Annotated in this window: 18 protein-coding genes, 1 pseudogene and 1 riboswitch; of the genes and pseudogenes, 14 read left to right on the top strand and 5 right to left on the bottom strand. The window is 43.7% G+C overall.

Annotated elements, in window-relative coordinates; all coding sequences use genetic code 11:
* The first annotated feature begins 48 nt into the window (after positions 1–48).
* The 4 genes from SPEA_RS17255 to SPEA_RS17240 all read left to right on the top strand — a co-directional run bounded on the left by SPEA_RS17255 (position 49) and on the right by SPEA_RS17240 (position 5,000).
* Positions 49–297: a DUF3297 family protein gene (locus SPEA_RS17255; protein ID WP_041411606.1), complete on the top strand. Its 249-nt coding sequence runs from the start codon at positions 49–51 to the stop codon at positions 295–297.
* Positions 298–481: 184 nt separating this feature from the next.
* Positions 482–1,405 (top strand): glucosaminidase domain-containing protein, encoded by a 924-nt coding sequence (locus tag SPEA_RS17250; RefSeq protein WP_012156482.1) that lies wholly within the window; start codon positions 482–484, stop codon positions 1,403–1,405.
* A 489-nt stretch (positions 1,406–1,894) separates the two neighbouring features.
* The gene (locus tag SPEA_RS17245; RefSeq protein ID WP_049767982.1) at positions 1,895–3,082 is read left to right on the top strand and encodes a GGDEF domain-containing protein; all 1,188 of its coding nucleotides are present in this window, start codon (positions 1,895–1,897) and stop codon (positions 3,080–3,082) included.
* 286 nt (positions 3,083–3,368) lie between these two features.
* Positions 3,369–5,000, top strand: a complete 1,632-nt coding sequence (locus SPEA_RS17240; protein WP_012156480.1) for a methyl-accepting chemotaxis protein — start codon at positions 3,369–3,371, stop codon at positions 4,998–5,000.
* Between the two features lie 99 nt (positions 5,001–5,099).
* Here the strand turns inward: SPEA_RS17240 and SPEA_RS23525 are convergent.
* Positions 5,100–5,432 (bottom strand): annotated as a pseudogene (locus SPEA_RS23525) (acyloxyacyl hydrolase); the annotation flags it as partial.
* A gap of 431 nt (positions 5,433–5,863) precedes the next feature.
* On the opposite strand from SPEA_RS23525, the gene SPEA_RS17235 reads away from it, so the two are divergent.
* Positions 5,864–6,952: a DUF3083 family protein gene (locus tag SPEA_RS17235; RefSeq protein WP_012156479.1), complete on the top strand. Its 1,089-nt coding sequence runs from the start codon at positions 5,864–5,866 to the stop codon at positions 6,950–6,952.
* Between the two features lie 1,318 nt (positions 6,953–8,270).
* The gene (locus SPEA_RS17230) at positions 8,271–10,238 is read left to right on the top strand and encodes a multiheme c-type cytochrome (protein WP_012156478.1); all 1,968 of its coding nucleotides are present in this window, start codon (positions 8,271–8,273) and stop codon (positions 10,236–10,238) included.
* Between the two features lie 454 nt (positions 10,239–10,692).
* On the opposite strand, the gene SPEA_RS17225 is transcribed toward SPEA_RS17230, so the two are convergent.
* The 3 genes from SPEA_RS17225 to SPEA_RS17215 form a co-directional block, all read right to left on the bottom strand.
* Positions 10,693–10,902, bottom strand: a complete 210-nt coding sequence (locus SPEA_RS17225; RefSeq protein ID WP_012156477.1) for a hypothetical protein — start codon at positions 10,900–10,902, stop codon at positions 10,693–10,695.
* Positions 10,903–11,271: 369 nt separating this feature from the next.
* Positions 11,272–11,481, bottom strand: coding sequence for a transcription antiterminator/RNA stability regulator CspE (gene cspE / locus SPEA_RS17220; protein WP_012156476.1), 210 nt, complete (start codon positions 11,479–11,481; stop codon positions 11,272–11,274).
* A gap of 518 nt (positions 11,482–11,999) precedes the next feature.
* Positions 12,000–12,188 (bottom strand): hypothetical protein, encoded by a 189-nt coding sequence (locus SPEA_RS17215; protein WP_012156475.1) that lies wholly within the window; start codon positions 12,186–12,188, stop codon positions 12,000–12,002.
* A 456-nt stretch (positions 12,189–12,644) separates the two neighbouring features.
* A riboswitch (Lysine riboswitch) is annotated at positions 12,645–12,818 on the top strand.
* An 82-nt stretch (positions 12,819–12,900) separates the two neighbouring features.
* Here SPEA_RS17215 and SPEA_RS17210 point away from each other — a divergent pair.
* The 7 genes from SPEA_RS17210 to SPEA_RS17175 all read left to right on the top strand — a co-directional run bounded on the left by SPEA_RS17210 (position 12,901) and on the right by SPEA_RS17175 (position 21,781).
* The gene (locus tag SPEA_RS17210; protein ID WP_012156474.1) at positions 12,901–14,484 is read left to right on the top strand and encodes a Na+/H+ antiporter NhaC family protein; all 1,584 of its coding nucleotides are present in this window, start codon (positions 12,901–12,903) and stop codon (positions 14,482–14,484) included.
* A 113-nt stretch (positions 14,485–14,597) separates the two neighbouring features.
* A protein-coding gene (locus SPEA_RS22845; protein ID WP_086024287.1) for an IS3-like element ISSpe1 family transposase occupies positions 14,598–15,832 on the top strand; the annotation gives its coding sequence in 2 pieces (ribosomal slippage) (positions 14,598–14,955 and positions 14,955–15,832; 1,236 coding nt in all).
* A 126-nt stretch (positions 15,833–15,958) separates the two neighbouring features.
* Positions 15,959–16,360: a ribosome recycling factor family protein gene (locus tag SPEA_RS17195; protein ID WP_012156473.1), complete on the top strand. Its 402-nt coding sequence runs from the start codon at positions 15,959–15,961 to the stop codon at positions 16,358–16,360.
* Between the two features lie 214 nt (positions 16,361–16,574).
* Positions 16,575–17,762: an ankyrin repeat domain-containing protein gene (locus SPEA_RS17190; RefSeq protein WP_012156472.1), complete on the top strand. Its 1,188-nt coding sequence runs from the start codon at positions 16,575–16,577 to the stop codon at positions 17,760–17,762.
* Positions 17,763–17,940: 178 nt separating this feature from the next.
* The gene (locus SPEA_RS17185; protein WP_012156471.1) at positions 17,941–18,171 is read left to right on the top strand and encodes a hypothetical protein; all 231 of its coding nucleotides are present in this window, start codon (positions 17,941–17,943) and stop codon (positions 18,169–18,171) included.
* 219 nt (positions 18,172–18,390) lie between these two features.
* Entirely contained in the window at positions 18,391–20,577 is a 2,187-nt protein-coding gene (locus SPEA_RS17180; protein ID WP_012156470.1) for an OsmC domain/YcaO domain-containing protein, read from the top strand.
* A gap of 292 nt (positions 20,578–20,869) precedes the next feature.
* On the top strand, positions 20,870–21,781 hold the full coding sequence (locus SPEA_RS17175; protein ID WP_012156469.1) for a DMT family transporter: 912 nt from the start codon (positions 20,870–20,872) through the stop codon (positions 21,779–21,781).
* A 318-nt stretch (positions 21,782–22,099) separates the two neighbouring features.
* On the opposite strand, the gene gltS is transcribed toward SPEA_RS17175, so the two are convergent.
* Entirely contained in the window at positions 22,100–23,323 is a 1,224-nt protein-coding gene (gene gltS / locus SPEA_RS17170; protein ID WP_012156468.1) for a sodium/glutamate symporter, read from the bottom strand.
* Between the two features lie 379 nt (positions 23,324–23,702).
* Here gltS and SPEA_RS17165 point away from each other — a divergent pair, with 379 nt between their 5' ends.
* Positions 23,703–24,398, top strand: coding sequence for a hypothetical protein (locus SPEA_RS17165; RefSeq protein WP_012156467.1), 696 nt, complete (start codon positions 23,703–23,705; stop codon positions 24,396–24,398).
* The last annotated feature ends 259 nt before the right edge of the window (positions 24,399–24,657 follow it).

The raw sequence follows: 24,657 nt of genomic DNA, 5'->3' as shown, positions 1-24,657 counted from the left end.
TGTTTACTGCAGTTTTTAATGACTGCTATTTTATTACAGGCCACCAATATGACCGACACTACAGCACAACCAGCTCTACCAGATCGTCTTTCTGTTAACCCACGTAGCCCACACCACGTGGCAGCAATTTTTGAACACGATATCGGTATCAAGGTTAACGGTAATGAGCGTTTTGATGTTGAAGAGTACTGCATCAGCGAAGGTTGGGTAAAAGTGCCTTCGCACAAGGCATTAGACCGTCGTGGTCAACCGCTAATGATCACTGTAAAAGGTCAAGTTGAAGCTTTCTATAAGTAAGGTTCTAGGCTCTTTTCTACCCGCTAAAAGGTCGCAATTGCGGCCTTTTTTGTTTGTTGAAAACCAATTTCAATAGTAAATATCGACTAGGCTCAAAATAGTCTTTACTTTTTTTGGGGTATTTTGGGGGCTATTATATAGTCGCGTGACTTGGCTGATTTTCCTTTCAACAGAGAGAGCTCGAATGTCCTTTGTAAAAATTTTTGCTAGTTTACTTTTGCTTGCTTCACCTTTTGTCTTGGCTAACCCAGTCTCCCTTAACCCGAGTCCCCCTTTGTCTCCAGAGCAGATTCAGCAGCCTTATCCAGAGGTAAGCATAACAAGGCTTCACTCGGCCAAAGAGCTTATTGCGGCCTTTGATACTCACGACTATCGGCTTAAGGTCGTTAAGCAAAGCAATATGTTGCCCAGTTACTTTGTTGAGAACCTGCCAAGTGATTTAAATGAGCTGCCCGTTTCACAAAAAACATCTGCTTTTATTCGGCTGCTGTTACCCACCATCAAGGCGGTAAACAGGGATATTTTACAGATTAGAGATGAATTACAAACACTGTCTGCTAAACCTAAATCCCAGTGGAGCGAGGCAGAGAGGCTTTGGTTACAGAGCTTAGCTGATACTTATGCGGTTAAGTCGGGGGCGATAGCAGAGTTACTCTTGCACATAGATGTTATTCCTGCGGGTATGGTGCTTGCTCAGGGCATAGATGAGAGCGGCTGGGGCACCAGTTATTTTGCCATCACGGGTAATAACCTCTATGGAGAGCATCTGCCCCATAATGGTGGCAAGTTTTTAACGACACCAGGCGGTCATGTCAAGGTGGCGGCATTTGATAACCTGTATCAGAGCACCGCAAGTTATATGCATAACCTTAATACCACCTTAGCTTATAAAGAGCTGAGGCAATTACGCCAGCAATTACGCCTGCAAAAAAAGTTAACTGGCGATGAGCTAGTGCAATCTTTGCTGCATTATTCAACCCGTGGTCAGGCATATGTCGATAACCTGCGCGCGCTGATTAAGCGTCATCACCTAGATGATTTCGACTCTGCGAAATTAACTGAGAGTGACAGTATTCGCTACCGCTTTGCTCGTAGAGCTAAGGGTTAGTTTTTAATAAACAAGAAACAAAGAACCCTGCACAGACAGGGCTCTTTGTTTTAAAAGCTATAAACCACGAAGCGCTCACTTCGTTTGCTACACAGAGGACACGAAGAAAAGAAACTGCTCGAAGTTGCCTTTCTTCGTGTTCTTTGTGGTCGATTCCCATCTTTCGACGTTTTCTAATTTTCTCTGAGCCACGTCATTAAGTGACTCGCATTCGACAATAGCGGCTTTTTGTCTGCTAATTAGATATCTATGATGTTGAACACAAAGGTGTTATTTCACACTTGTTATGATAATCGCCTACGCCAGCTTTATCTTATTAAAATATTGTCGACTTATAGAGATTGGTATAAGGCCGAGTATTGCTGGTATTAAATTATCACCCCCTTAACTCCCCTAATGGCTCTGTATTGCCTGCCTAGGTGATTGAGCTAGCTAATTGCTCTGAATTTCAGAGCTAGGCATTTAATTAGATTCATATTGAGGTTTGTTTTGTCTGCTATTTATCATAGTTGCCGTTATTTTTTTATTCCTATGATCGCCATAGGTCTAGCTTTGACTTTGTTCCAGTTTAATCAAGGCCAGTTACAAGTTTGGCAAGGGGTGATTGAGCAACTTCCATACTGGCTACTCCCTGCTTGCATTGCGATAGCGCTGCAATTTAACCGTAGTCGACTAGCTTATCTTGCAGCATTCATGCTGGCTTACTTTGTTTGTACGACAAACGATTGGTTGGGCACGATAGAGCAAGAGTATGCCGAGCAGATCTTGCTTGGCGGCACGTTCATTATGACTTGGTTTGCTTTCATTAAAGATAGGGGGCTCTTATCACCCCATAGCTTAGTCAGGCTAATGGGCATAATAGTTAGCTTCGCGGCGGCTTTTGGCTGGCTATGGCTGAACACTGAATTTAAGCCGCTATTGGATCAATACCTGCCTGAACTGTTTAATGTGGATGTGAGAACATTAGCGCCTCTTTATCTGTGCATCTTTATCGTAGCGATACGCGCAGCTTGGCAGGCTAACTTGGTTAACACTTCTATATTTATCAGCTTAGCCTTATGGACTGCACAATTTATTCGCCCAGAGACACTGCCGCTGGCGGTATCGATGACGGCATTAGCTAGCATTTACATTTTGACGGTTCTGACTGACTCCTATTTTTTGGCCTATCGTGATGAGTTAACGGGCTTAGCTTCACGCCGTGCCTTGTTTAACTTAGTGCTATCTTTAGGCCGTAAATACAGTGTGGCTATGCTCGATATCGATCATTTTAAGAAATTCAACGACACCTATGGTCATGATGTTGGTGATCAGGTGCTAAAGCTAGTTGCCAGTAAAATTGCAGGGGTTCGCGGTGGCGGAAGGGCCTTTCGCTACGGGGGGGAAGAGTTCACCATCATCTTTCCTCGTAAAGACTCATCATCGACGTTGGATTATCTCGAAGAGGTGCGTGAGTCGATAGAGGAATACGACATCGTGCTGCGAGATGAGAAACGTAAGAGTCAGTCAAAAGCCACCCGGGGCAAGACACAAGGTAAAGCTAAGACAGTGAGTGTCACCATCTCTATTGGTGTTGCAGAGCACCAAAACGGTGAAACTTTTGAGCAAACCATGAAGCGGTCCGATCAGGCACTATATCGAGCCAAGAAAAAAGGGCGTAATCAGGTTTGTGTTTAACGTCGTATTGTTTATCAGCCTTATTGTGATTGTTATAGGGAAATATTAATTATTTATTTGAACGTAGTTTTGAGCGGTCATTATAAGTGTTTAGTGCTGTTATTTTTAATTTTTTACCTGCTTTATATTTAGGTTTTATATGATGCTCTAATTCATTGAAAACTTAAATAATTGTAAGTGGATTTATACGAGTCAATATTTGTCAGTCGGTCACAGTTTCGACCAAGTAAACTGATAGTATTCCGATCCTTTTTAATATGCCTGCATAGGTTTAAACGGTTTTAGTATGTCAAATCTTTCCATCAAGCAATTATTTATTACCCTTTTTAGTAGCTTATTGATGATTTTTGCTTTGTCTCTTGGGCTTATCAATTACCATAGCAAGCAGGTTGAAAAACAAATATACGCTCTCGAACTGGAGAACCAAACCAGTGAGCTGGTTTCGCAGTTACTCAATAAAGTGTCTGGATTACGCCGCGAACAGTTAGGTTACAGTCTACGCCGAGTGCAGGCCTCACCAATTAGTGAAGAGTCGAGAGAATACTTGAATCAACAGGTTGTGGATATTAACGATATTATGCTTAAGTCTGAACGGGTGGTCAGCACAGAGACTCAGGCGCAGCTCAGTCAGCTTAAGGATCCTATCGCCGAATTTAGTCGTCTACATCAGGACTTTCTCAATAGTGACACGTCTCAAGGCGCGGCGGCAGCCGGGCAGATGTTGAGCTCGATGGATGCTTGGCATATTTATAACAATGTTGAGCAGGGTATTTTCAAGCTAATGAAGCAGCAAGCCGAAAAAGTGCTTGCTGCTAAAAATGCCGCTGCAGATGCCATGACTTCACTAAATCGCAGCACGATTATGGTTGCAGTCGTCTTCATATTTGCCTTGTTGAGTTCAGCGATCTTCATGCTAAAGCGCATTCTCTCGCCTCTTAACGCCACTAAGTCGGTGCTGTTAGCGATTGAGAGTGGTGATTTAACGGTTGATATCGATATGAGTCAATTTAATAGCCGTGAATTTAGTGATATGGCCAAGGTTTTGTTGCAAATGCGTAATCAGTTGCAGGATATCATCTCTCAGATCGGCGCAGGCTCTATTCAGTTGGCTGCAGCAGTAGAGGAGGTCAGTGCAATTGCTGGGGAGTCGGCTAATGGCGTGATGCAACAGCAGCATGAAGTGGATCAAGTTGCCACCGCCATGACAGAGCTACAATCTTCAATTTCGGAAATTGCTCGTAATACTAACCAAACAGCTGAACAAGCATTATTGGCCGTTACTGCAGCCGATAGTGGTAGCCGTGTGGTGGCTAATACCATGATAGCGATCAATGAGTCCGAATCTGAAATCACCGCAGTGAGTGAAGTGATCAGCCAACTTCAGCAAGACACAGATGCGATTTCTGTCATTGCCGAGGTGATTACCAATATTACCGATCAGACTAACTTACTGGCTTTGAATGCCGCAATTGAAGCCGCTCGAGCTGGTGAGCAAGGGCGTGGTTTTGCGGTCGTTGCAGATGAAGTGAGAACATTGGCTAGCCGTACTCAAGATTCAGCCCATGAAATAAAATCGACGATTGAACTGCTGCAAAATCGTTCAAAAACAGCTGTTAAAGTCATGAGCTCAAGCCGGGATAAGATGAAGCATAGCGTCGAGCAGGCAAGTTGCGCTAGCGCGGCGATTGAGGATATTAATGCTGCGATCACGCAAATTAATGATATGGCAATTCAAGTTGCTAGCGCGACAGAGCAACAAACAGCAGTAACTGAAGAGCTGAGTCAAAACATTATTAATATTAGCGATGCAGCTTGTCGAGTGAGTGAAGGTACGGTCCAAGTGTCTCAATCAAGCAATGAATTAAGTCAGTTAGCGGTAAACCTAGACGAAATTATCCGTCGATTCCGCACGGTATAGCTAATCAGTATCTTTTGTTGAATTCGGTAGTGCAGGCTATCGAATTCAACAGCCTCTTTTGTATTACCATCTCAGTGTTTACTCTTTTTATTTATTATTTTACCAAAAATAGCCATAACTCAGTCCAATTGAGTCAGCGCCATCGTTGATACTGGCGAGTTCGGTATTTGAGTAATGGATAAAAGATAAGCCTACTCTATGATTCTGATTGAAAATAACACCTAAGCCTATTCTATATTCAAATAACCAATTTGTTCCTAAGTCGCGGTCTAGATAAGCGGTATTGTGGATGTAAGCTGCACCAACGCCTATTTCAAGGTAAATACTTAACGGCTCAAGCTGCCATTGATATTGAAAAATAGGGTTAAGGCTGATGACATGATTGGTTTTATGGGGGTCGCCGCTCCATCTCTGTAGAGAGACTGCAAGCCTAAGGTTTAGGCTATATTTTTTTTAATAAACTATCGAGCGAATGAACGCTATGGGAGTAAGACAACCCCCAAGTTTGCCCTTTGTCGAGGGCGCTGCTTTTTGCTGGCGAGAAGCCGTGGGCGATATCTAGCCCTGAGCTTGCATGGCAGATTGATGTGAATGCGAGTAAGTAACCAAAGAGCAGGCTCTTCATCCATGTTACCGCCTGTGTTTTATGTTTCTGACTGTTTATGTTCAGTAGGTATAGAGTTTAGCTGGTGTTTATTGTGCTTTGTCACTTAGGTATATGATTTTAAGAAATAAATCATTTTCGGGGAGTATTATGTTGCTATCAAGTATTAGAAATGTGTCCTGTCGCAGCAAACTCGTCATAAATAGTCGCTAGTATAGGCACCGAACTAGGCATGGTTAACTTATCACAAGGAGTATTTATGTCCCTTAGCCATCAGCAAAAAGTGTACATTCCCAAGGACGTACGAGCCAATCAATATATCACCGCAGAGATTAAAGTAACGGATGCGTTGCTGGCCCATTATCCCGATTACAAAACCTGTTATCAGACCCTTAGCCGCGCTATTTTCAGCCTTGGTGAGCAAGAAGAGTTATATAACCTGCATGTGATCACTAACGATAAGTTACCTGTAGTACGTTTTCACTCTGAGGCGTATTGCTTCCCAACCGAAGAGCAGATCATCTTCTTCTATAATCCTGAGTACCATGAAGCCCAAAGCCTTCATAGTAAAGATGATTACCGCGCCAGAAAAATTAGGATCGCATTCTTAGCAACCGGTGACGAAATTCGCAGTAACTCTGCTAATTTTCATATTCGGGTGCAGACTTTCCTCGGCAAACTTTTACCTCAGCTGCCGGAGAAAGGTCTCACCATCAAGATCCGCGATCATCAACACCTATCATATGATCTGTTTGCCAAAGCCAAGGGCAATAAAGAGAGCTATGGCTACAAGCTACGCTCGATTAGCGACAGATATAGAGCAAGACAGTGTCCGATCCCTGAAGCACACGGTTCACTGTGCTATGTCACGGTAAAGCTGCCTTTGAGTCGTAAGCTTAAGCAGGCTATGTTGCCAGAGCATACAGATGACTTTACCCCGCTGTATCAGAAGCTTGAGGATGCATTTGTGCAGGCGGCTTCAGCTAAACAGCTTAAGCGAATTGCAATGGTTGCTAATGGGTTAACCCCGCTTGTACGTAACAGTAAATTCGATCAAGTTGATGGTACTGACGAGGTACAAATGCTTGGCTTCGATCCGAATATAGAAGAGCAGCAGTTTATTCGTCACTGGGACGGCAATAAGTTAGTCGAGATGGTGAGTTTTACTATCGCCGCAGGTATTAACGACTGTAAAGATGGCGCGCTTGGCCGTTATTTGAATCGAGTTGAAGATGCGCTAAGAAGCATGACATCTGAATTAGCGTTAGATAAGTCACGGGATGAGCTTATAGTGCGGTTCCATCAGCACATTAGTTATCAAGCCCCAGAGCAGCTTACTTGCGAGTAAGCGTCTTCACAAGTTGGTCAATTAAGCCCATCTAGTATTATGTGCTTTTCACATTAGCGACGCGAGTGGTTGTGTGAAAAGCTCTTATTGGCTGATGGGATCGTTTCATGACTCTGTGTGACTAGCGATTTTATGCTGAGTCTTGAGTGCCATAACTGTACTTGTCCCTTTACTATATGAGCACAGATAATCGCTGGGGATAATACTTCCACTGCGGCAACACCTATAATCTGTTGTTACAAATCAGTATCGCTGTCGCTATTTATAGTGGGGGGGGGCTTATGTTGTCACGCTATTAGTAGTGAAACTTAATAATTATAAATCTGACTAATTAAGTGGTAATGAACAGTTTTTTGACTCATTTAATGAAAAATATAAATGAAGATGAAATTAGAACCGTGCTAAGTATTTACATGGTTATTATAGGGGCGGTTAATTGGATGGGTCTACCTTCAACAAGAACTGCTATGGCTATTTAAAAACATGTTAACAGTGATTAGTCAATTATTGGGTATGCGAATTATAGCGATATCGGCTAAATACATCTTTAGTTCAGTTTTTCCTTTTTGATTAGTTTAATTAAGGGGACTTTGAACCACTGTCATTAGCATGAATATACAGTTTGCATCATGAACGTAGTGAATATATCTCCCGCTAATGTATAGTTCAGCGCACAATTCGATAGTCATTCATAGGGCTCCTCTCAAATTTTTTGCTGCATTTATTGTTAAAGATATCAGTATGAAAAACCAAAGCCGTAATTGCGTGAAGCATGCAAGAGGGCTGCTAGCTAAACTTTGTGTTCTAGCGAGCTATAGGGGGCATTAGTCAATATCGAACGCAGGATGATTAGCTATTTTGTATTTTATATCCTGATGGTTTATATCACTTGATTCTGCGCTTTTGTTAGTGTTTGTCGGTCGACGGTTCGGGTTTGGCTGGTTAAATATATTGGGTAGGGGCACGTACAGCTTAGCGTGTATGACGTAGGGATTTATACTGCTGACAGAAGTTATTACTCTTAAGCAATTACTTATCAATATCGACAGCGCTATGAGTTTTAACTTGCCTTAACGTCGATTAAACAATCTCCAGATATTTGAGTGTATTTCTGTTGCCACGGTTTTTAGAATTTAGAATTCACATATGTGATCTTTGTGTTGTTGTTGTTTTCTGGAATTTTAATAATTTTGCAAGGTCACAACTTATATAAATTGTTGTTTTTACGCTTTATTAGTGGTGCCTAGTTCACAATTTTATTTGTAATAAGTAAATACTATTTTCAAGCAATAAAAACAACAATACTATTAGGATGACTATGATGAGTTTAAATAAACGCTATTTAGTATTAGCGGTTGCAGCAGCAATGGGCCTAAGTGCATGTGGTGATGATGGTAAAGATGGCACCGATGGCGAGTATATCCCTCCCACCATTGGCAGTTCTGTAGAAACTAAAATTGAGTTAATAAATCATACCATAGAAGATGGTCAAATTAGCTTCGAGTTTCAGGCTATTAATGAAGACGGTGTAATAATAGAGGGCCTGCAAAAGGCTGAAGCTAAGTTCGCCATACAAACTGAAAAAGGTATTGGATTAAGTCGTTCAGGTGAAGGCACTCTTGGCGGCTATGGCACTTTTGATGCGACAAAAGATAGCAATCCTGAAGGCGCCTCATTAGCTATTAATGAAGCGGGTAATTATAGCTTTGTTATGCCGATGGAGCATGTGAAGGCGGGAGACACAGGGATTGTTTGGTTGCGCGTCGGAGGAGCTGAAGTTAATGATACTGTTTCGATTGCCCGCAGTATGCCACTAATCGTCGACAAACCTGATGCATTGCATACAACAACCACAGAGACCTGCTATTCATGCCATGTGGATTACGGTACATCTGATTTCCCTCATCCTAGTTATACGGCTATCGATCTAGAGGGCAAGGTCGATTTCGTTGCAGGTTGTATGGTCTGTCATGGCAATATTTCCCGTAATGAGGAAAATGGTGGTTATGCGAAAAATACTCTGCAAAAAATAGGTCATATTAATCATCAATCATTCGAACGTGATTTCCAAGTGACTAACTGCTCTACCTGCCACGCAGAGCCTGTAATGAACACGAGCATAGCGGGTAATGGCTGTGTTGATTGTCACGCATCGGGCGCCGTCCTGAATGATAAGATTGCCGCTTTTGCCGACGATGTCGATGTACGCGAACTCCACGCGACTAAATCAGGGCTTGTAGAGCGTCAACAGATCCGCGAGTCACATACTACGACCCTATCAGCCCCTTACTGGGACAAGGATGTTACTTGGACTGATAAACCAACAGGAGCTGTTTGTACTGACCTGAAGTTGTTTAAAATCGAAGGTGAAACTCAAACTCAGCTTAATATTGCTAATTTATATGGCGATAAGTTGAGCTATGCAGGCGCTTATATTCATGGTTATGACAGTAAGCACAATACCCTTGTTGGTAGAGCCAATGCCTATGGTGCTCATCAATATGTTGAGCGTGAAGACGGTACGCGTTCAGTCTGTTACCCAGATCTTGTAACGGGTTTTGCAAACTCAAATCTATCTGCGAGCTCTAGAGTCACCTTTGACATGAATGACGGTATGGACCCGGGCTATTCCGGCGTGACATTGACATCTTATTCAGATGTTGTTTCGACTGATATTTATGATCCTGCGGTTACAGTGCCAACATTTACACCTGAAGGTAAGTATGATCGTCGTCTTGCTGTCACCAATGATAGTTGTACTAGCTGTCATAACAGTGAGAGTAACTATCATAAAAATGGTAGCTATCAAGAGGGGGGCATAGATTGTGTTGCGTGTCATAACAATGGCCAAGACCGCAAGTCAAAAATGTCTGCACCAGGATTTGGTCCTATGGTCCACAGCATGCATTGGGGGGTAGGCAACACGGTAAATGATGACGATGGCATTGCTAACTCAGCTGCTAAGCTTAATGCTGAAAACTGTGTCGCATGTCACGCCGATGGTATCGACCTTTATGCCGTACCAAACCAGTATATTCGTTCACAAGCTTATCACGCTGGCGATACCACTAAGATGTCTAGCCCAGTATTAGCTAACTGTTATGCCTGTCATGACAGCGACCAAGCTTTAAACCATATGGTTCAAAATGGCGGAGAGCTAAGTGCCGAGAAAGGTGCTGGTGATGATGGTGAGTGGTACACAGCGCCAACATCTGAATCTTGTGCAACCTGTCACGCCACAGGTAAGACATTTGCCATCGAGAAATACCACGTGTTTGAGCGGTAGGTAAGCGTGTATTGGGCTGACAGGTAACTCTGGTCGGTATCTGACGCACTTCACCCTTAGCATGTCCCTGCAGATTGTCTAAAGGTAGATAGTGGAGTTTAACCGCCGCCCTAGATACGTAAATTTAACGCACATGCCAAGGCCCTTCGGGGCCTTTTTACTTTAAGCCTGCTACGTCGGTCGGTGGATTACTTTGCTGTTAATTATCTGAAGATTATTTATGGTTTGTGAGCACCCACCGCACAGCTCTTAAATCCTAGGGGAGAATCTGAGTCTTGTGTGACCGAATGATGTTTTATCTATGGTAGGCAAGGCTCTTTATCTAGGGCTAGTCATTGCTGAGATACGGATTGTTCGACCGAATTCTCCGTCAATTCTCTTAGCTTCTGTCTGCTCTTAAAGTGGCAGACTTAAGAGTGACATTGGGTGCTTGGAGCCCGTGCCTGTGAGTTTACTAGTAGGAGGTTGAAAAATTACCGATAAGCTGGTTATCACCATTAATGATTTTACCTTGGCAGGTTTCATCACAATAGATAAAGTCTATATTTCTGTCTACGACATTGCCTTTCACTAGAACATGACGCAATAGTACATCACCATTTAACTGGTGGATTAGTGCATTCCAAGAAATGTTATCTTTAAAAATATTAAAATTTACTCTCATTTATACCCTTTTTTTGGTTATTTTAGTTTGTGCTGATTTCTTTTTTGATTGGTGAAACCAAAATCGTTTTGGACCCGATGTACGAGACATAGTTAACCTTTTTTAAAATGATGACGTAAAAATAAGTAAAACTTAAAATTAGTCTTTATTTTTGATGTTTAATTTGGATTTATAAGAATATAACGAAGTGATTCAGAAACGTAATGACATATACAACAAGCAGATGATTGAAATGTTAATGTTTTCGCAGATACAGTATAAATGTTGATTAAAGCATTTTTGTTGAAGTTGATTTACTAACGTTAGTGTTTTGGCGTTAGTTTGAAATGACGTAAATGGTTATAAAACCATTTACGTCAACTTACGAAGTTACAGCGCGATTACGTTAGCTGCTTGAAGGCCTTTTTGACCTTGCTCTACTTCGAAAGATACTTTCTGGCCTTCAGCCAAAGTCTTGAAGCCGTCTGAAGTGATTGCACGGAAGTGAACGAATACGTCAGCGCCGCCGTTGTCTTGAGTAATGAAACCAAAACCTTTCTCTTCGTTAAACCATTTTACGATACCAGTTGTATTAGACATGTTGTGTCCCTTATATATTTAAATTCATAAAAAATTGTCGCATTATGCGATGCACTGAAAAATTGAATTATTTAATGTGATGATGAAGATAAGGGAAAACTGAGGATAACAACAATAACGAAGGAATTCTGATGTTTTACTTTTATGTTTCATTAATCACTCTCAATAGCAGAGCGAGATAAATAGTACCCGATAATTTAACGTTGTCCATATTTATTTTTAAGTTTTTTACAATAGCCTGTAGGTTCAGCCTGAAAAACGACCTGTGGCTTCCAGCTTTTGGACTGCACAATTTGAGGTTTTTTGTATTTAAGTACCTATATTTTTTAGATGTTATTAGTTTTGTAGTGTTTAGCTCATGGTGGTTGTGGTGATGAAAACCCGGAGCGCGTTACAAGTGCTTGGCAATAGAGGGCACTAAAAATGATAGCGGCTTGCACCACCAAAAATAAGCAGAATAGGCCTAATTCGGCCTATTTTAGATGATCACCCAAATCAGTTCGCTTGCTTTGGATACGCTAGATGAGCTCGGAAGAAATTGCGCTTAAATGCATCTCTAGTTCATCTTCGGTTTTAGGTAACGAATCTAACTCAAAGGTGAGTGGCTTACTACCATTGAGCATGAATACTGAGTTGGCACCGTGATCATAGTGAAACCATTTCCCATTAACGCATAGATCGGTATAACAATTTGGTAGTAATTCCATAGGGTACCTCTATATTTTTGGTTTCATTATTAGAATTATTGCTATTCACAGCAGTAAAAGCTGTGCTTGCGTGAGCCGGTCGGTGTAGTTGTAAATGCTGTTTGTGATCGAGCTCACCTTTATATGACCCGAAAAGGCGTAGGTGCTCATTGATCTAAATCAATCCTGAGAGAGTTAGCCGTTTTTCCTTTTTATAGTGGCGATATAAATCACTGAATTTGATGGCTAGAGGGTGCTTAGGTAGAGCAATATTCCGTCAGATTGAATGTTATACCTCTTTATGGCTAAGATGGTCCCCTCCGCACGTCGTTGCACGACGTATGAGTGAGTTTGTGCTAGTTAACGCTATTTTGTAGTGTGAAAATCAACCACTAAGTGGGGAGGGGCATACCTTAGAGGATGATTGAATAAATATTCTTGCAACTCACAAATCTATGAGTATTATCTAGGCTTAATCCTTTGAGTAGAGGCGCGCTGCCTAAAAGTATCCAGATAGAGGGTGACACCTAAGACATCTGGGGAAAGGAGTCAGCGCCGAAGTTATTGTTGCGTCATCAACAATCGCTGGGTCTGCATTTAACAGATGCAGGACTGCCATAGTTATGTTGTCTATGGAGCGCTACCTAAAGGGGTAAGAAGTATTATTTCGACTGAAATCTGTTTCTCTATCCTTTTGGTAGATCTCCACCTAAATAATAGGTGTTACGAGATCATGAGTTTAGTTCAATATTCCGATTCCCTGCTGTCGGTGGTGCCACCACTGTTAGCCGTTATCCTCGCCATTACGACCCGCCGTGTACTGCTATCCTTAGGGGTTGGTATTCTTGCCGGTGCCATACTGTTAAACAGCTATAATCCGCTGAATGCACTTCACTATCTGTTTAATATTGTCTCCGGGATCTTTTGGGCCGATGGCGCTATCAATAGCGGCAACGTCAATATGTTACTGTTTATGTTGCTGCTCGGTGGTTTGATCAGCCTGATGACGGCTACGGGGGCGACCAGAGCCTTTGCTGAGTGGGGAGTGCGTCGTTGTAAAGACCGCCGCAGTGCCAATATGCTTACCGGCTTAATGGTCTTTGCCTTCTTTATCGATGACTTTTTTCACAGTTTGTCAGTTGGCCCTATCTGCCGCCCGGTAACGGATAGATTCCAGATCTCGCGGGCAAAGCTGGCTTATCTGCTGGATTCAACTGCCGCGCCTGTGTGCGTCATCATGCCGATCTCCTCTTGGGGCGCATTTATCATTGCGATCTTAGGCGGTATTTTGGTGACAAATGGTATTACCGATATCAGCCCTATTGCCATGTTTGTACAGATGATCCCAATGAACCTATATGCGGTGTTTACTCTGTTAATGGTACTTGTCGTCATTGCTTTTCAGCTCGACATTGGCCCTATGCGTCAACATGAACGTTGGGCGCAAGAGGGCAAGCTGTGGGATGAGTCTAAAGGACGCCCTAAAGGGCTTGAAATCACCACCGAGGGGCAAGGCCGTGGTGGCATGATTGATATGGTCTTACCTATTGCGACCTTAACCCTGTCGAGCATCTTCTTCATGGTGATGAGTGGCGCCGATGCCCTGTCGGCTAAGGGCCAAGCGTTTAGCTTGATAGGCTCTCTTGAGCATACCGATGTGGGCTCGTCCTTGGTATATGCGGCGCTGTGTAGTCTTGCCGTCTCTATCGTGCTCGCCCTGCGATTAAAGTTGCCAGCAAAAACATGGTTATCTGCAGCGCCACAAGGTGTTCAGGCTATGATGCCTGCGATTATTATCCTGCTGTTTGCTTGGACAATTGGTACTGTGGTGAGCGATATGCAAACTGGCCAATACTTAGCAGCGTTGACTAAGAGCAGCATTCCGGTTCAGCTTCTACCAGCCTTAGTGTTTGTTTTAGCATGCGGGATGTCATTTGCCACCGGTACTAGCTGGGGCACGTTTGGCATCATGTTGCCACTGGCTGGTGATATCGCTATTGCCAGTGACGCAAGTCTATTAATGCCTATGCTTGCGGCGGTATTGGCTGGCTCTGTATTTGGTGACCATAGCTCACCTATATCGAGTACCAGTATCTTATCGGCGACAGGCGCGAGCTGTCATCATATGGACCATGTTATGACCCAGCTGCCCTATGCCGTTACGGTTGCCTTTGGTGCCTTCCTCGGTTATCTGGCGATGGGCATCACTGGCTCAACCCTTGCCGGTATTGCGGTGAGTAGCCTATGGTTTATCGCGAACTGTGTATTCCATCTTCGTCGTCATAAAAGACAGCAAATGCTACCAGCTAATGCATAGCCAGTTACCGAGGGTTTAACGCGAAAAGTTAACCCAAAGAAAAGGCCCTTTACGGGCCTTTTTTATTTTCAGTGTCTTGTCCTGAAATGTGTTTACACATTTAGGACTTTATAATGACTACACCAATACCAGCCCGCGTTAAGCGAACACAGCGAGATTATTCGTTAGGCTTTAAATTACAAGTTGTAGCTGCCGTAGAAAAAGGCGATATGACTTATAAACAAGCTCAAACAACCTATGGCATCCAAGGTCGCTCCACGGTACTTACTTGGCTTAGAAAGCACGGTAAGATGGACTGGACTCAACCAGTGAGAATGACTATGCCAAAAACAACTAAAGCTAAAGAAACCCCAGCTCAAAAGATTAAGCGCCTTGAAAAAGAGCTGGAAGATGAGCACTTACGTAATCTATTACTCAATGAAGCCGTTGATATTATTGATGCAGAATATGGAGCTGGCCTTAGAAAAAAGTACTTAGCCAGGGAGCGAGAAGTCTTCAAAAACAGAAAGTAACGAGCTTAAATCGCGCTTGTAAGCTTCTGGGTATAACAAGACAAGCTATCTATCAAAGAGAACGAAGAGCGAATTGTAGAGCAATGGAGTTAGCCCCTGTAAGAGCGATGATACTAGATATCCGTCGGTTTATGCCTCGGATTGGTGGCAAGAAACTCTACTTTTTACTTAAACCTAAGTTCATCGAGAAAGGGATTAAACTTGGGCGCGATAACTTCTTTAGTTACTTGAAAAGTGAAGGCTTGTTAGTCAAACCTAAGCGTAATTATACCAAGACGACTAACAGTAAACATTGGATGAAGAAACATCCAAATTTACTGAAAGAGTTAGTGCCAACAGCACCTGAAGAGGTGTTTGTTAGTGATATAACATATGTGCAATCAGAGCAAGGCATACATTATCTATCATTGGTAACTGACGCGTTCAGTCGTAAAATAATGGGATATGAATTAAGTAATGAAATGAAAGCTACAGACGTAGTCAAAGCGTTAGAAATGACGATAAGTAATCGGCAGTATCAACATCGAGCAGTGCATCACTCAGACAGAGGGTTACAGTATTGCTCTGCCGTTTATCAGTTAGCGTTGCAAAGAAGTGACATCCGCGCATCAATGACCGATGGATATGACTGCTACCAAAACGCACTAGCAGAACGTATAAATGGGATATTAAAGCAAGAGTTTCTATTATCTCCTTGCTGCAACCTTAATGAGTTAAAGCAACTCGTTGAGGAGTCAATTTTTATATACAATGAGCTGAGACCGCACTTAAGCTTGGGTATGAAAACACCTAATCAAGTGCATAAAAAAGACCAGCAGCAGAAGCTACTGGTCTAGTAAAAACCGTCAACCTATTTCAGGACGGGACACAGCTATGTCCCCACAAGCATGACTTGAGTTTTTCCGTTTAGACTGAAAAAATAGCGTGATTGGATATCGCCTAAGACCCCTTACTACACCACTATGAAACAAGATATCACCATCTCGCTTCCCTCACTCATTCATCGAATTGGCCGTGAAGCGGTAAAGCAAGCACAAACCCTTGCTCAGCAATTCAATTGTGAGCTTAAGCGTGTGCGCCGCTCAAGAAACTGGGGGGTAACAGGTGAGGCTATCAGTATTCAATCTTTTTGCCAGCAGCTAAAAATAGTGCAAATAGGCTCTGGGGGGAGTGAGTTTACTTACCTTATTCGAAAAATCGACGCAGCATTGCTTAGCCATGCGGACAAGCTTGAGCCGTTAGAAGCAAAGCTGGTCCGCTTGATCCGTGAAGACCCAAATATTACCTTAGCCGAACTGATGCACATGACAGAGTGTACTCAGGCTGAGGCTAGAGCCGCTCGCTTCGATGCAGATACTTGGTAGTCTCTCTTCTCTATCCCGATAAACTTGGCCTCAATTTTATTCTAAATATTGATCATCAGAGCAATTTTAAAAATCAATTATCCCTTTTAAAAGTAACGGCTTGTACTTGTATGGGCTAAGGCATAGTCTACTGCGCATCACGGGGAAGCTTGTATCTGTTTTACTTTGCTATTTTCGTATTCCCGCTCCAGAAATGAATTTAAATGAGGTTTACATGCTCAGCAGTAATATTTTCGACAGATTAGAGCTAGACGATGTGCTCCGCGGGCATCTTGATGGATTAGATAGTTATGATGAGCCTTACTTTATCTGTATGCAACTGAGTACGACTGCTGATGCAGCGATAAAGCTGCTGATCCCTGAGCTTGATCATCTTGATGACGATATCTTTGCTTTTAGACTAGAAAAGCAGTTGCTGTTACTCAGCCTTGAGTGCGAAGTTGATGAGGTTAAGTCGTTATCACAGATGTTGCTGAAAGCTTTTGCTACTAATAACGTCACTGCGCAAATCGCTATTTTTCATCATAACTGCCTAGGCACGCCGATTGAGACCTTGAAGTGGTCTACACAACTGTTAGAAACTTTAATTGAGAAGTCGCCTAATGAGCCTATCGTTGAGTTTAACGACTTTTGTGATCGTGGCAACTGGCCAGGATTGAGTGCCTATATAGAAGGGCGTGAGCAAGGTAACGGCGCTGACTACGGCTATGACTATGACGAGAAAGACTATGATGAAGACGACGATGATGATGACGATGATGAAAACGATGATCGATTTGATGCCGATGGCTTTGATGAGGATGGCTTAAACGCCAGTGGTTTTACCGCACTTATCCAGGCTATTTTAGATAAAGATGCCGCAGCGGTAACCAATATGATAGCTAATGGCGCTGATATTAATAAAGGCGATTGGTACAAGAATACACCGCTTAATCATGCGGTCCAAAAAAGCACTCTTGAGATTGTTAGCTTGCTACTCGAGGCGGGCGCTAACCCTAACCAAGCCGGGAGTGACGGAACTAAAGCGCTCTATATTGCCAGCTTAAACGGCATGTTGCCGAAAATGCAGTTGCTGTTAACTAAGGGCGCAGACGTAAACGACAAAGATGATGAAGGTGAGAGCGCACTCATAACGGCCGCCGGAAATAGCACTGCCGAGGTGGTTTCGTTATTACTGCAAGCAGGCGCAAACGTTAATGCGATGACTGATGATGGTAATACAGCACTAATTAAGGCTGTTATTGGTAACTATAATGAACGCGCAGCGATTGTAGAATTACTGCTGGCTAATGGTGCAGCAGAGACGATTCATCATCAGAATATTCATGACTCAAGCGCCATGGACTTAGCGCTCGACCGTGAGCATCAAGACATTATCGAGCTGCTTAAACAAGCGATGTAAATAAAACGCTAATAAGAAACCGCAAAATAAGGCGTTATACAGAATAGGCCATAGGCTTTCTCTCAATAGCGCAGATGTTCAGCCTTGCGTCTTGATCTCAATCAAGGTGTAAGGCTGAAGAATCACTCACTATATTAGTCTAAACTTATGCATTGTGGATGCAGATAAGGAGGCTATAGTGACAGACCAAAAGCTCATCTTGCTCCTTAAGACCTGCATCAGCATGGGTATTTGTCTCATTCTTACTGGTATCTATCTGCATAACTTTAATGAAACTGTTGAAGCTATGGGCGTCAAGGGGATCATCATCAGCGCGATGTGTGTGGCCTTTGGTATGGTGTTGTCATTGCCGACTAAAATGTACCTGACCTTTATCTTAGTTAAACGCGAAGCCGATAAGAATCAATAAGCTAGCCCTTTCTACAGCTGCTGCCTCTCTGTCTTAGTTCTATGCAGCTATTGCATTTCATTGTGGCAAATCTGAGCTTTTGTGTAATTAACCCAAGACTAATGCGCCAAAAACACCGATAATTCCCTTCATAAGTTTATCTGGCCTTAGGGCTCGTTTGAGCCAAGACTCATTATTGAGCCAAGGGCGACGCTCGCTATTAAGTGGAAATCATATTCAATGGAAATCAAAGTTAACTTTCTCGACAACTTGAGACTCGAAGCCAAGTTCGACGACTTTACCGTCACCGCCGACCAGCCAATCCGCTATAAAGGCGATGGCTCAGCACCGAGCCCATTTGATTATTTCTTAGCATCATCAGCTTTGTGTGCGGCTTACTTTATCAAGGTGTACTGCAAGGCTCGCGATATTCCGACTGAAAACATTCGCTTGTCGCAGAACAACATAGTCGACCCTGAAGATCGCTATAACCAGATCTTCCAAATTCAAGTTGAGCTACCAGACGATATTTCGGATAAAGACCGTCAAGGGATTTTGCGCTCGATTGAACGTTGTACCGTGAAAAAAGTGGTACAAACCGGACCAGAATTTAAGATTGAAACCGTTGAAAACCTAGATGCCGACGCTAACGCCATGTTGATGGGCCAAAGCGATAGCGATGCGAGCACTTACATCTTAGGTAAAGACCTGCCGCTTGAGCAAACCATTGCCAACATGACGGGGATGCTTGCTGATTTAGGCATGAAGATTGAGATCTCTTCTTGGCGCAATATCGTGCCAAACGTATGGTCGCTGCATATCCGTGATGCGGCGTCACCTATGTGCTTTACCAATGGTAAAGGCGCGACTAAAGAGAGCGCACTTTGCTCGGCATTAGGCGAGTTTATTGAGCGTCTAAACTGCAACTTCTTCTACAATGACCAATTCTTCGGTGAAGAGATTGCTAACAGCGAATTTGTGCATTACCCGAACGAGAAATGGTTCGAGTTAGAAGATGATGACTCATTGCCTGCTGGCATGCTCGATGATTACTGTCTAGCTATCTACAACCCAGAAGGTGAGCTAGGTGGTTCGAACCTTATCGATACCAACTCGGGTAATATCGACCGCGGCATCTGTACTATTCCATACACGCGTCACTCAGATGGCGAAACCGTGTATTTCCCATCGAACTTGATTGAAAACTTGTTTCTAAGTAACGGCATGAGCGCGGGTAACAACCTGCAAGAAGCTCAGGTTCAGTGTCTGTCCGAAATTTTTGAGCGTGCGGTTAAGCGTCAAATCATCGAGCAAGAAATTGTACTGCCAGATGTACCGATGCAAGTGCTAGAGAAGTACCCAAGCATTCTTGCAGGCATCAATGGTCTAGAAGAGCAGGGCTTCCCAGTTGTGGTTAAAGACGCGTCACTGGGTGGTCAGTTCCCTGTGATGTGCGTGACCTTGATGAACCCTAAAACCGGTGGTGTATTTGCCTCATTCGGCGCGCACCCAAGCTTTGAAGTCGCACTGGAGCGTAGCTTAACTGAGCTACTACAGGGCCGTAGCTTCGAAGGCTTAAACGATGTACCTAAGCCTACGTTCAACAGCATGGCGGTAACTGAGCCTGAAAACTTCGTCGAGCACTTTATCGACTCGACGGGTGTGATCTCATGGCGCTTCTTTAGCAGCAAGCATGATTATGAGTTTGTTGAGTGGGACTTCTCTGGTACTAACCAAGAGGAAGCAGATGGCTTATTCGGCATCTTAGAAACCTTAGGCAAAGAGGTGTACACAGCTGATTTTGACCAGCTTGGCGCATCGGCTTGTCGTATGCTGGTACCGGGTTTCTCTGAAGTTTACCTAGTGGATGACTTGATTTGGGATAACACCAACAAGGCGCTAGATTACCGTGAAGATATCTTAAACCTACACTCACTGTCTGATGATGAGCTGGTGGACTTGGTTAATCGTCTAGAAGAGAGCCAGCTCGATAACTACACCGACATTCGCACCATGATAGGTATCGTCTTCGATGAAAATACCGTTTGGGGTCAGCTAACCATTATTGAGCTTAAGATCTTAATCTATCTAGCACTTGGCGCGGCAGAGGAAGCGATGGAGCTAGTGGGGGATTTCCTACAGTATAACGACAACACGGTTGAGCGCGGCCTGTTTTATCAAGCAGTCAATGCAGTACTTGAAGTTGAAATGGACGAAGAGCTAGAGCTTGAGCACTTTATCCATAGCTTCAATCGTATGTTTGGCGAAGAAGTCATGGATAACGTTATCGGCACTGTTAGTGGTGAAGTGCGTTTCTTCGGCCTAACCAAGACCAGCATGGCGCTTGAAGGCATCGAGCCACACCTACGCTTGATTGAAAGCTACAAGAAGTTACATAGCGCACGCGCTAAGGCGGCAGCTAAGTAACAGGCTTATCTAGCTTCTAAGTGATAAGCTAGCCGTCAAAAGCGAACTCTTTGGCACTGCTCTAAAGGTTCGCTTTTTTGTTTGCTACTCGCAAGCTTTTACTGATCTGTGTGGGTTTTGCCTGTAGCTTTAGAGTGGCTATCTACATTAAAATCAGGCGTTAGATTATTAATAGCAATCCCATTGATACGGGGTTGCTATTTTTGTTTTTAGCGCAGCGCATTTTATTCAATGGCGCTGTGTAAAGATCCTATTTCAATTGGCTATAAGCCCCTATTTAAGAGTGCTATTGATGCGCGGAGTGTTGTATCTATTTATTGCCACCTTGTTGGCTGCTGTGGGCTGGGTTGCCTCTAAAATTGTGGTGCAATCTGTGCCGGGGGAGTTATTTATTGGCTCCCGCTTTCTATTGGCAAGTTTAGTCTTGCTGCCATTTTGCTATAAGAGCCTGCTGAAACTCAGTATGAAACAGTTGCTGTCGGCCTGTGGTGTTGGCGTCTTTCTCGGACTCGCACTGCAAGTTTGGATCTATGCGGTCTCGATTAGTGACAGCTTGTCTGAGGGGGCGTTTATCATGAGTTTGGCAATGATTATTGCACCGCTGACCGCTTGGATACTGTTCCAAGCTAAACCTAATCGTGCCTTTTGGATAGCCTTGCCTGTGAGTACGACGGGCATGATGCTACTGAGCCTAACTAATGGCTGGAAGATGGAGTCGAGTCAGTTGCTGTTCTTGCTGGCATCGGCATTGCTTTCTGTACATTTCGTGATGAATAAGCGCATCAGCGGTAATCTAAAGCCACTGGTTTCTATCTGCTTACAGTTATTTGTGGTCGGCTTAGTGGGCTTGGGCTATGCCTCGATTACTCAGCCTCACAGCATAGCGTTTTCTGGAGAGCTAATTAGTTGGTTTGCCATTTCGACCCTGATTGCCACCTCTGTACGTTACCTATTGCAGACTATGGGGCAGTATAAGGTGAGCATGGAAACCGCAGCGCTATTGATGATCTTAGAGCCTATTTGGACCCTGCTCTTGAGTATGACTCTGTTGGGAGAGACGCTAGAGCCACAAAAGCTTATTGGCGGCGGGGTGATCTTCTTGTCACTGTTTCTTTATATCAAACTGTCTCGACGCTTTGCGAAGGCAGAGCAAGCAAAGGCGGTACAAGTAGAGACCGAACAAGCTGAGACGGTAAAAGCATAGAAGGTACTAGATCCTAGGAAAAGCTGAGAAAGGTCCTAGGTGCTAGGAAGAGCTAAGACGATAACAGACGTACAGCCTGCGGCCTAGGGAACGTGACTGCGTCACTTGCAGAACGCTGCGCTTACGGTACAAGCAAAGACGGAAAAGCAAAGAATAGATAAAGGTCGTGATTTTTGCTGTTGCTTTCCTAGCAGGGCGAAGCCCGCCCTCGAAGCGAAGCGCCCTAGAACCTAGCCCCTTCTTTATAAAGCAAAGACTAAAAAGCCAGCGTTAATCGCTGGCTTTTTTACGGCTATGAATGCTGCTTGCTATTGAAACCTAGCCAACAAAAATCATGAAGCCTTTTAGGATCACCGCGTTAACGATATCCACGAAGAAGGCACCCACAATGGGGACTACCATAAAGGCTTGTGGTGACGGACCGGTTCTCGATACCAAAGCGCCCATGTTCATCACCGCTGTTGGAGTCGCACCTAGGCCAAAACCGCAATGACCGCCAGCCATAACCGCAGCATCATAGTTGCTGCCCATCATCTTAAATGTCACAAAGTAGGCAAACAGTCCTAGTACGGCAGTTTGCACAACAAGGATGATCAGCAGTGGAATGGCAAGATCAAAAATCTCCCACAGCTTTAAGTTCATCAAAGCCATCGATAGGAATAATGCGAGAGACACCGAGCCGAGTACGTCGACACACTCACTGTTGATCTTATAGCCGCGAGAGATCTCGGTTAGGTTAGTAATGATCACACCAATAAACAGCGCATAAACGAATTCTGGCATCTTCAGCCAACTGGCACCGACTGTATCGATTAACAGCGTAGTCCACTTCGCTCCCGCCACACACAGCAGCATGATAAACAGGGTTTCTAATACACTTTTAGCCGTGACTCTGTCTTCTTCAAATTGATCATAGGTAACCAGATCTGGATGGTCTGTATGGTGGTTACCGCCAACACCGTAGCTCGATACCAAGTTGTTCTTGTTGATGAGTCGCTGCGCCACGGGGCCACCGATAATACCACCCATCACCAAACCAAATGTTGCCGCCGCCATGGCGAACTCAAGGGTATTGATACCATATTCACTTTGGAAGGTATCAGCCCAAGCGGCTCCGGTACCGTGGCCACCAGATAGAGTGATAGAGCCTGCGATTAAGCCCATAAATGACTCAAGGCCCAACAGATTGGCAAGACTAACACCGACAATATTTTGGATCACAATAAATAAGGAGGCGACACCAAGGAACAGAAATACCTTACTGCCTCCCTTGAGCAATAGCTTATAGTTTGCCGCCAGACCAACAGTGCTGAAGAACATCAACATCAAGGTGTTTTGCATCGATAGGCTAAATGCCACGGTAATATCGTTGAAATGCAATACCGTGATTAATGCTGCTATCAACAGGCCGCCGACAATAGGTTCGGGGATATTATATTTTTTCAATATAGGAATATGACGATTGACCGTATGCCCGATGAACAGCACTAGGATCGCTACCAAAAACGATTCTAGTTCGCCGATTGTATAAACTGTATTCATATGATTCCTTGCAAAATAGGTTAAGTTGTTGCAGTAAGTGACCTTTTTGTTATTAAACTTTTGTTTTTATTTGGTTATTTGTGTTTGGTCATGCCTTTTTAGGGCAGCATATACTGCCATACTTATTTAGCTGTGGGATATCCTTGAAAGAGTGAAAAATAAGCGATTTAGATTAATATTTATTTATAAATCTCGAATATATGACCTGCGTCGAGTGAAAATGGAACAATGTGCTTAATTCCCCTGCAGACAGGGGCCTTCTCTAGCTTAGCTATAATGAAATTAAATGAGGTGAAGCTTCAGCTTGATTTTTTGGGAACTCAGGGCTGATTAAGCCAAATTGTGATTGCTATTGCGCCGAGTCGCGAGGGGTCTGAAGATGAGAGTTACTAAATGGTTAAAAGCACTACTTGTCATGATGTCATTAGTAGCCTTAGTGCCTACGGTGATGGCTGAGCCGCCAGAAAAGTCCGAGAAGCAGGCCCAAAAGGATTTGAAGAGGCAACAGCGGGAGTGGGATAAGGAGCAGAGAAAACAAGACAAGCAAGCGCGCAAGATAGCCGAAGAGCGTCAGCGTGAGGCTAGAAAGAATGCGGATGAGTACAATCGAGAGGAGCGTAAGGCGGCTCAGGAGCGTGAACGCGAAGCGAGAAAGAGCACTGAGGAGTATAAGCGTAAGACTCGAAAAGATAGCGATGAGTACAATCGAGAAGTACGTAAGATGGAGCAGGATCGTGAACGCGAAGTGAGAAAGAGTGCTGAGGAGTATAAGCGCGATGCGATAAAGGATAGTGATGAATATAATCGTGAGACACGTAAGGCGGAGCAAGAGCGTGAACGCGAAGTGAGAAAGAGTGCTGAGGAGTATAAGCGCGATGCGATAAAGGATAGTGATGAATATAATCGTGAGACACGTAAGGCGGCGCAAGAGCGTGAACGCGAAGCCAGAAAGCGTGCTGAGGAGTATAGGCTAGAATCGAGGAAAGCCACTGACGAGCGTCAACGTGAGGCTCGTGAAAGGGCGGATAAAATTACCAGAGAAGCAGAAAAGAAGCCTATTCCAGAAGCGGGTTAAAACAAATGGACTTGTGTTTATCTCAACAAAAAGCCAGCAATAAGATGCTGGCTTTTAAGTTACTCTAGTGTTGCTCTAGCTGAGTTTTAGATGAGTTTCTGACCCTGTAGCAGTTTCTGTAAGCAGGCTAGCAGCTGCTTACCATCGCGGATCCGGTATAGACTTTAACTTTTTCGGTTACTTGAGCCCTGTGTCACTAGTTAACAAAGTGGAGCCAGTGGCGGCTCCACCTTATTTAATACCACTCTTTAACGAGTAG

The organism is Shewanella pealeana ATCC 700345, assembly GCF_000018285.1.
Classification (GTDB): domain Bacteria; phylum Pseudomonadota; class Gammaproteobacteria; order Enterobacterales; family Shewanellaceae; genus Shewanella; species Shewanella pealeana.
Note: the sequence above shows the minus strand (reverse complement) of the source record. Positions and strands in the feature narration are given on the sequence as shown.

Excerpts from the sequence above, each read along its gene's own strand:
- SPEA_RS17255 (WP_041411606.1), top strand. The coding sequence starts at position 49 with ATGACCGACACTACAGCACAACCAGCTCTACCAGATCGTCTTTCTGTT.
- SPEA_RS17250 (WP_012156482.1), top strand. The coding sequence starts at position 482 with ATGTCCTTTGTAAAAATTTTTGCTAGTTTACTTTTGCTTGCTTCACCT.
- SPEA_RS17240 (WP_012156480.1), top strand. The coding sequence starts at position 3,369 with ATGTCAAATCTTTCCATCAAGCAATTATTTATTACCCTTTTTAGTAGC.
- SPEA_RS17235 (WP_012156479.1), top strand. The coding sequence starts at position 5,864 with ATGTCCCTTAGCCATCAGCAAAAAGTGTACATTCCCAAGGACGTACGA.
- SPEA_RS17230 (WP_012156478.1), top strand. The coding sequence starts at position 8,271 with ATGATGAGTTTAAATAAACGCTATTTAGTATTAGCGGTTGCAGCAGCA.
- SPEA_RS17225 (WP_012156477.1), bottom strand. The coding sequence starts at position 10,902 with ATGAGAGTAAATTTTAATATTTTTAAAGATAACATTTCTTGGAATGCA.
- cspE (WP_012156476.1), bottom strand. The coding sequence starts at position 11,481 with ATGTCTAATACAACTGGTATCGTAAAATGGTTTAACGAAGAGAAAGGT.
- SPEA_RS17215 (WP_012156475.1), bottom strand. The coding sequence starts at position 12,188 with ATGGAATTACTACCAAATTGTTATACCGATCTATGCGTTAATGGGAAA.
- SPEA_RS17210 (WP_012156474.1), top strand. The coding sequence starts at position 12,901 with ATGAGTTTAGTTCAATATTCCGATTCCCTGCTGTCGGTGGTGCCACCA.
- SPEA_RS17195 (WP_012156473.1), top strand. The coding sequence starts at position 15,959 with ATGAAACAAGATATCACCATCTCGCTTCCCTCACTCATTCATCGAATT.
- SPEA_RS17190 (WP_012156472.1), top strand. The coding sequence starts at position 16,575 with ATGCTCAGCAGTAATATTTTCGACAGATTAGAGCTAGACGATGTGCTC.
- SPEA_RS17180 (WP_012156470.1), top strand. The coding sequence starts at position 18,391 with ATGGAAATCAAAGTTAACTTTCTCGACAACTTGAGACTCGAAGCCAAG.
- SPEA_RS17175 (WP_012156469.1), top strand. The coding sequence starts at position 20,870 with ATGCGCGGAGTGTTGTATCTATTTATTGCCACCTTGTTGGCTGCTGTG.
- gltS (WP_012156468.1), bottom strand. The coding sequence starts at position 23,323 with ATGAATACAGTTTATACAATCGGCGAACTAGAATCGTTTTTGGTAGCG.
- SPEA_RS17165 (WP_012156467.1), top strand. The coding sequence starts at position 23,703 with ATGAGAGTTACTAAATGGTTAAAAGCACTACTTGTCATGATGTCATTA.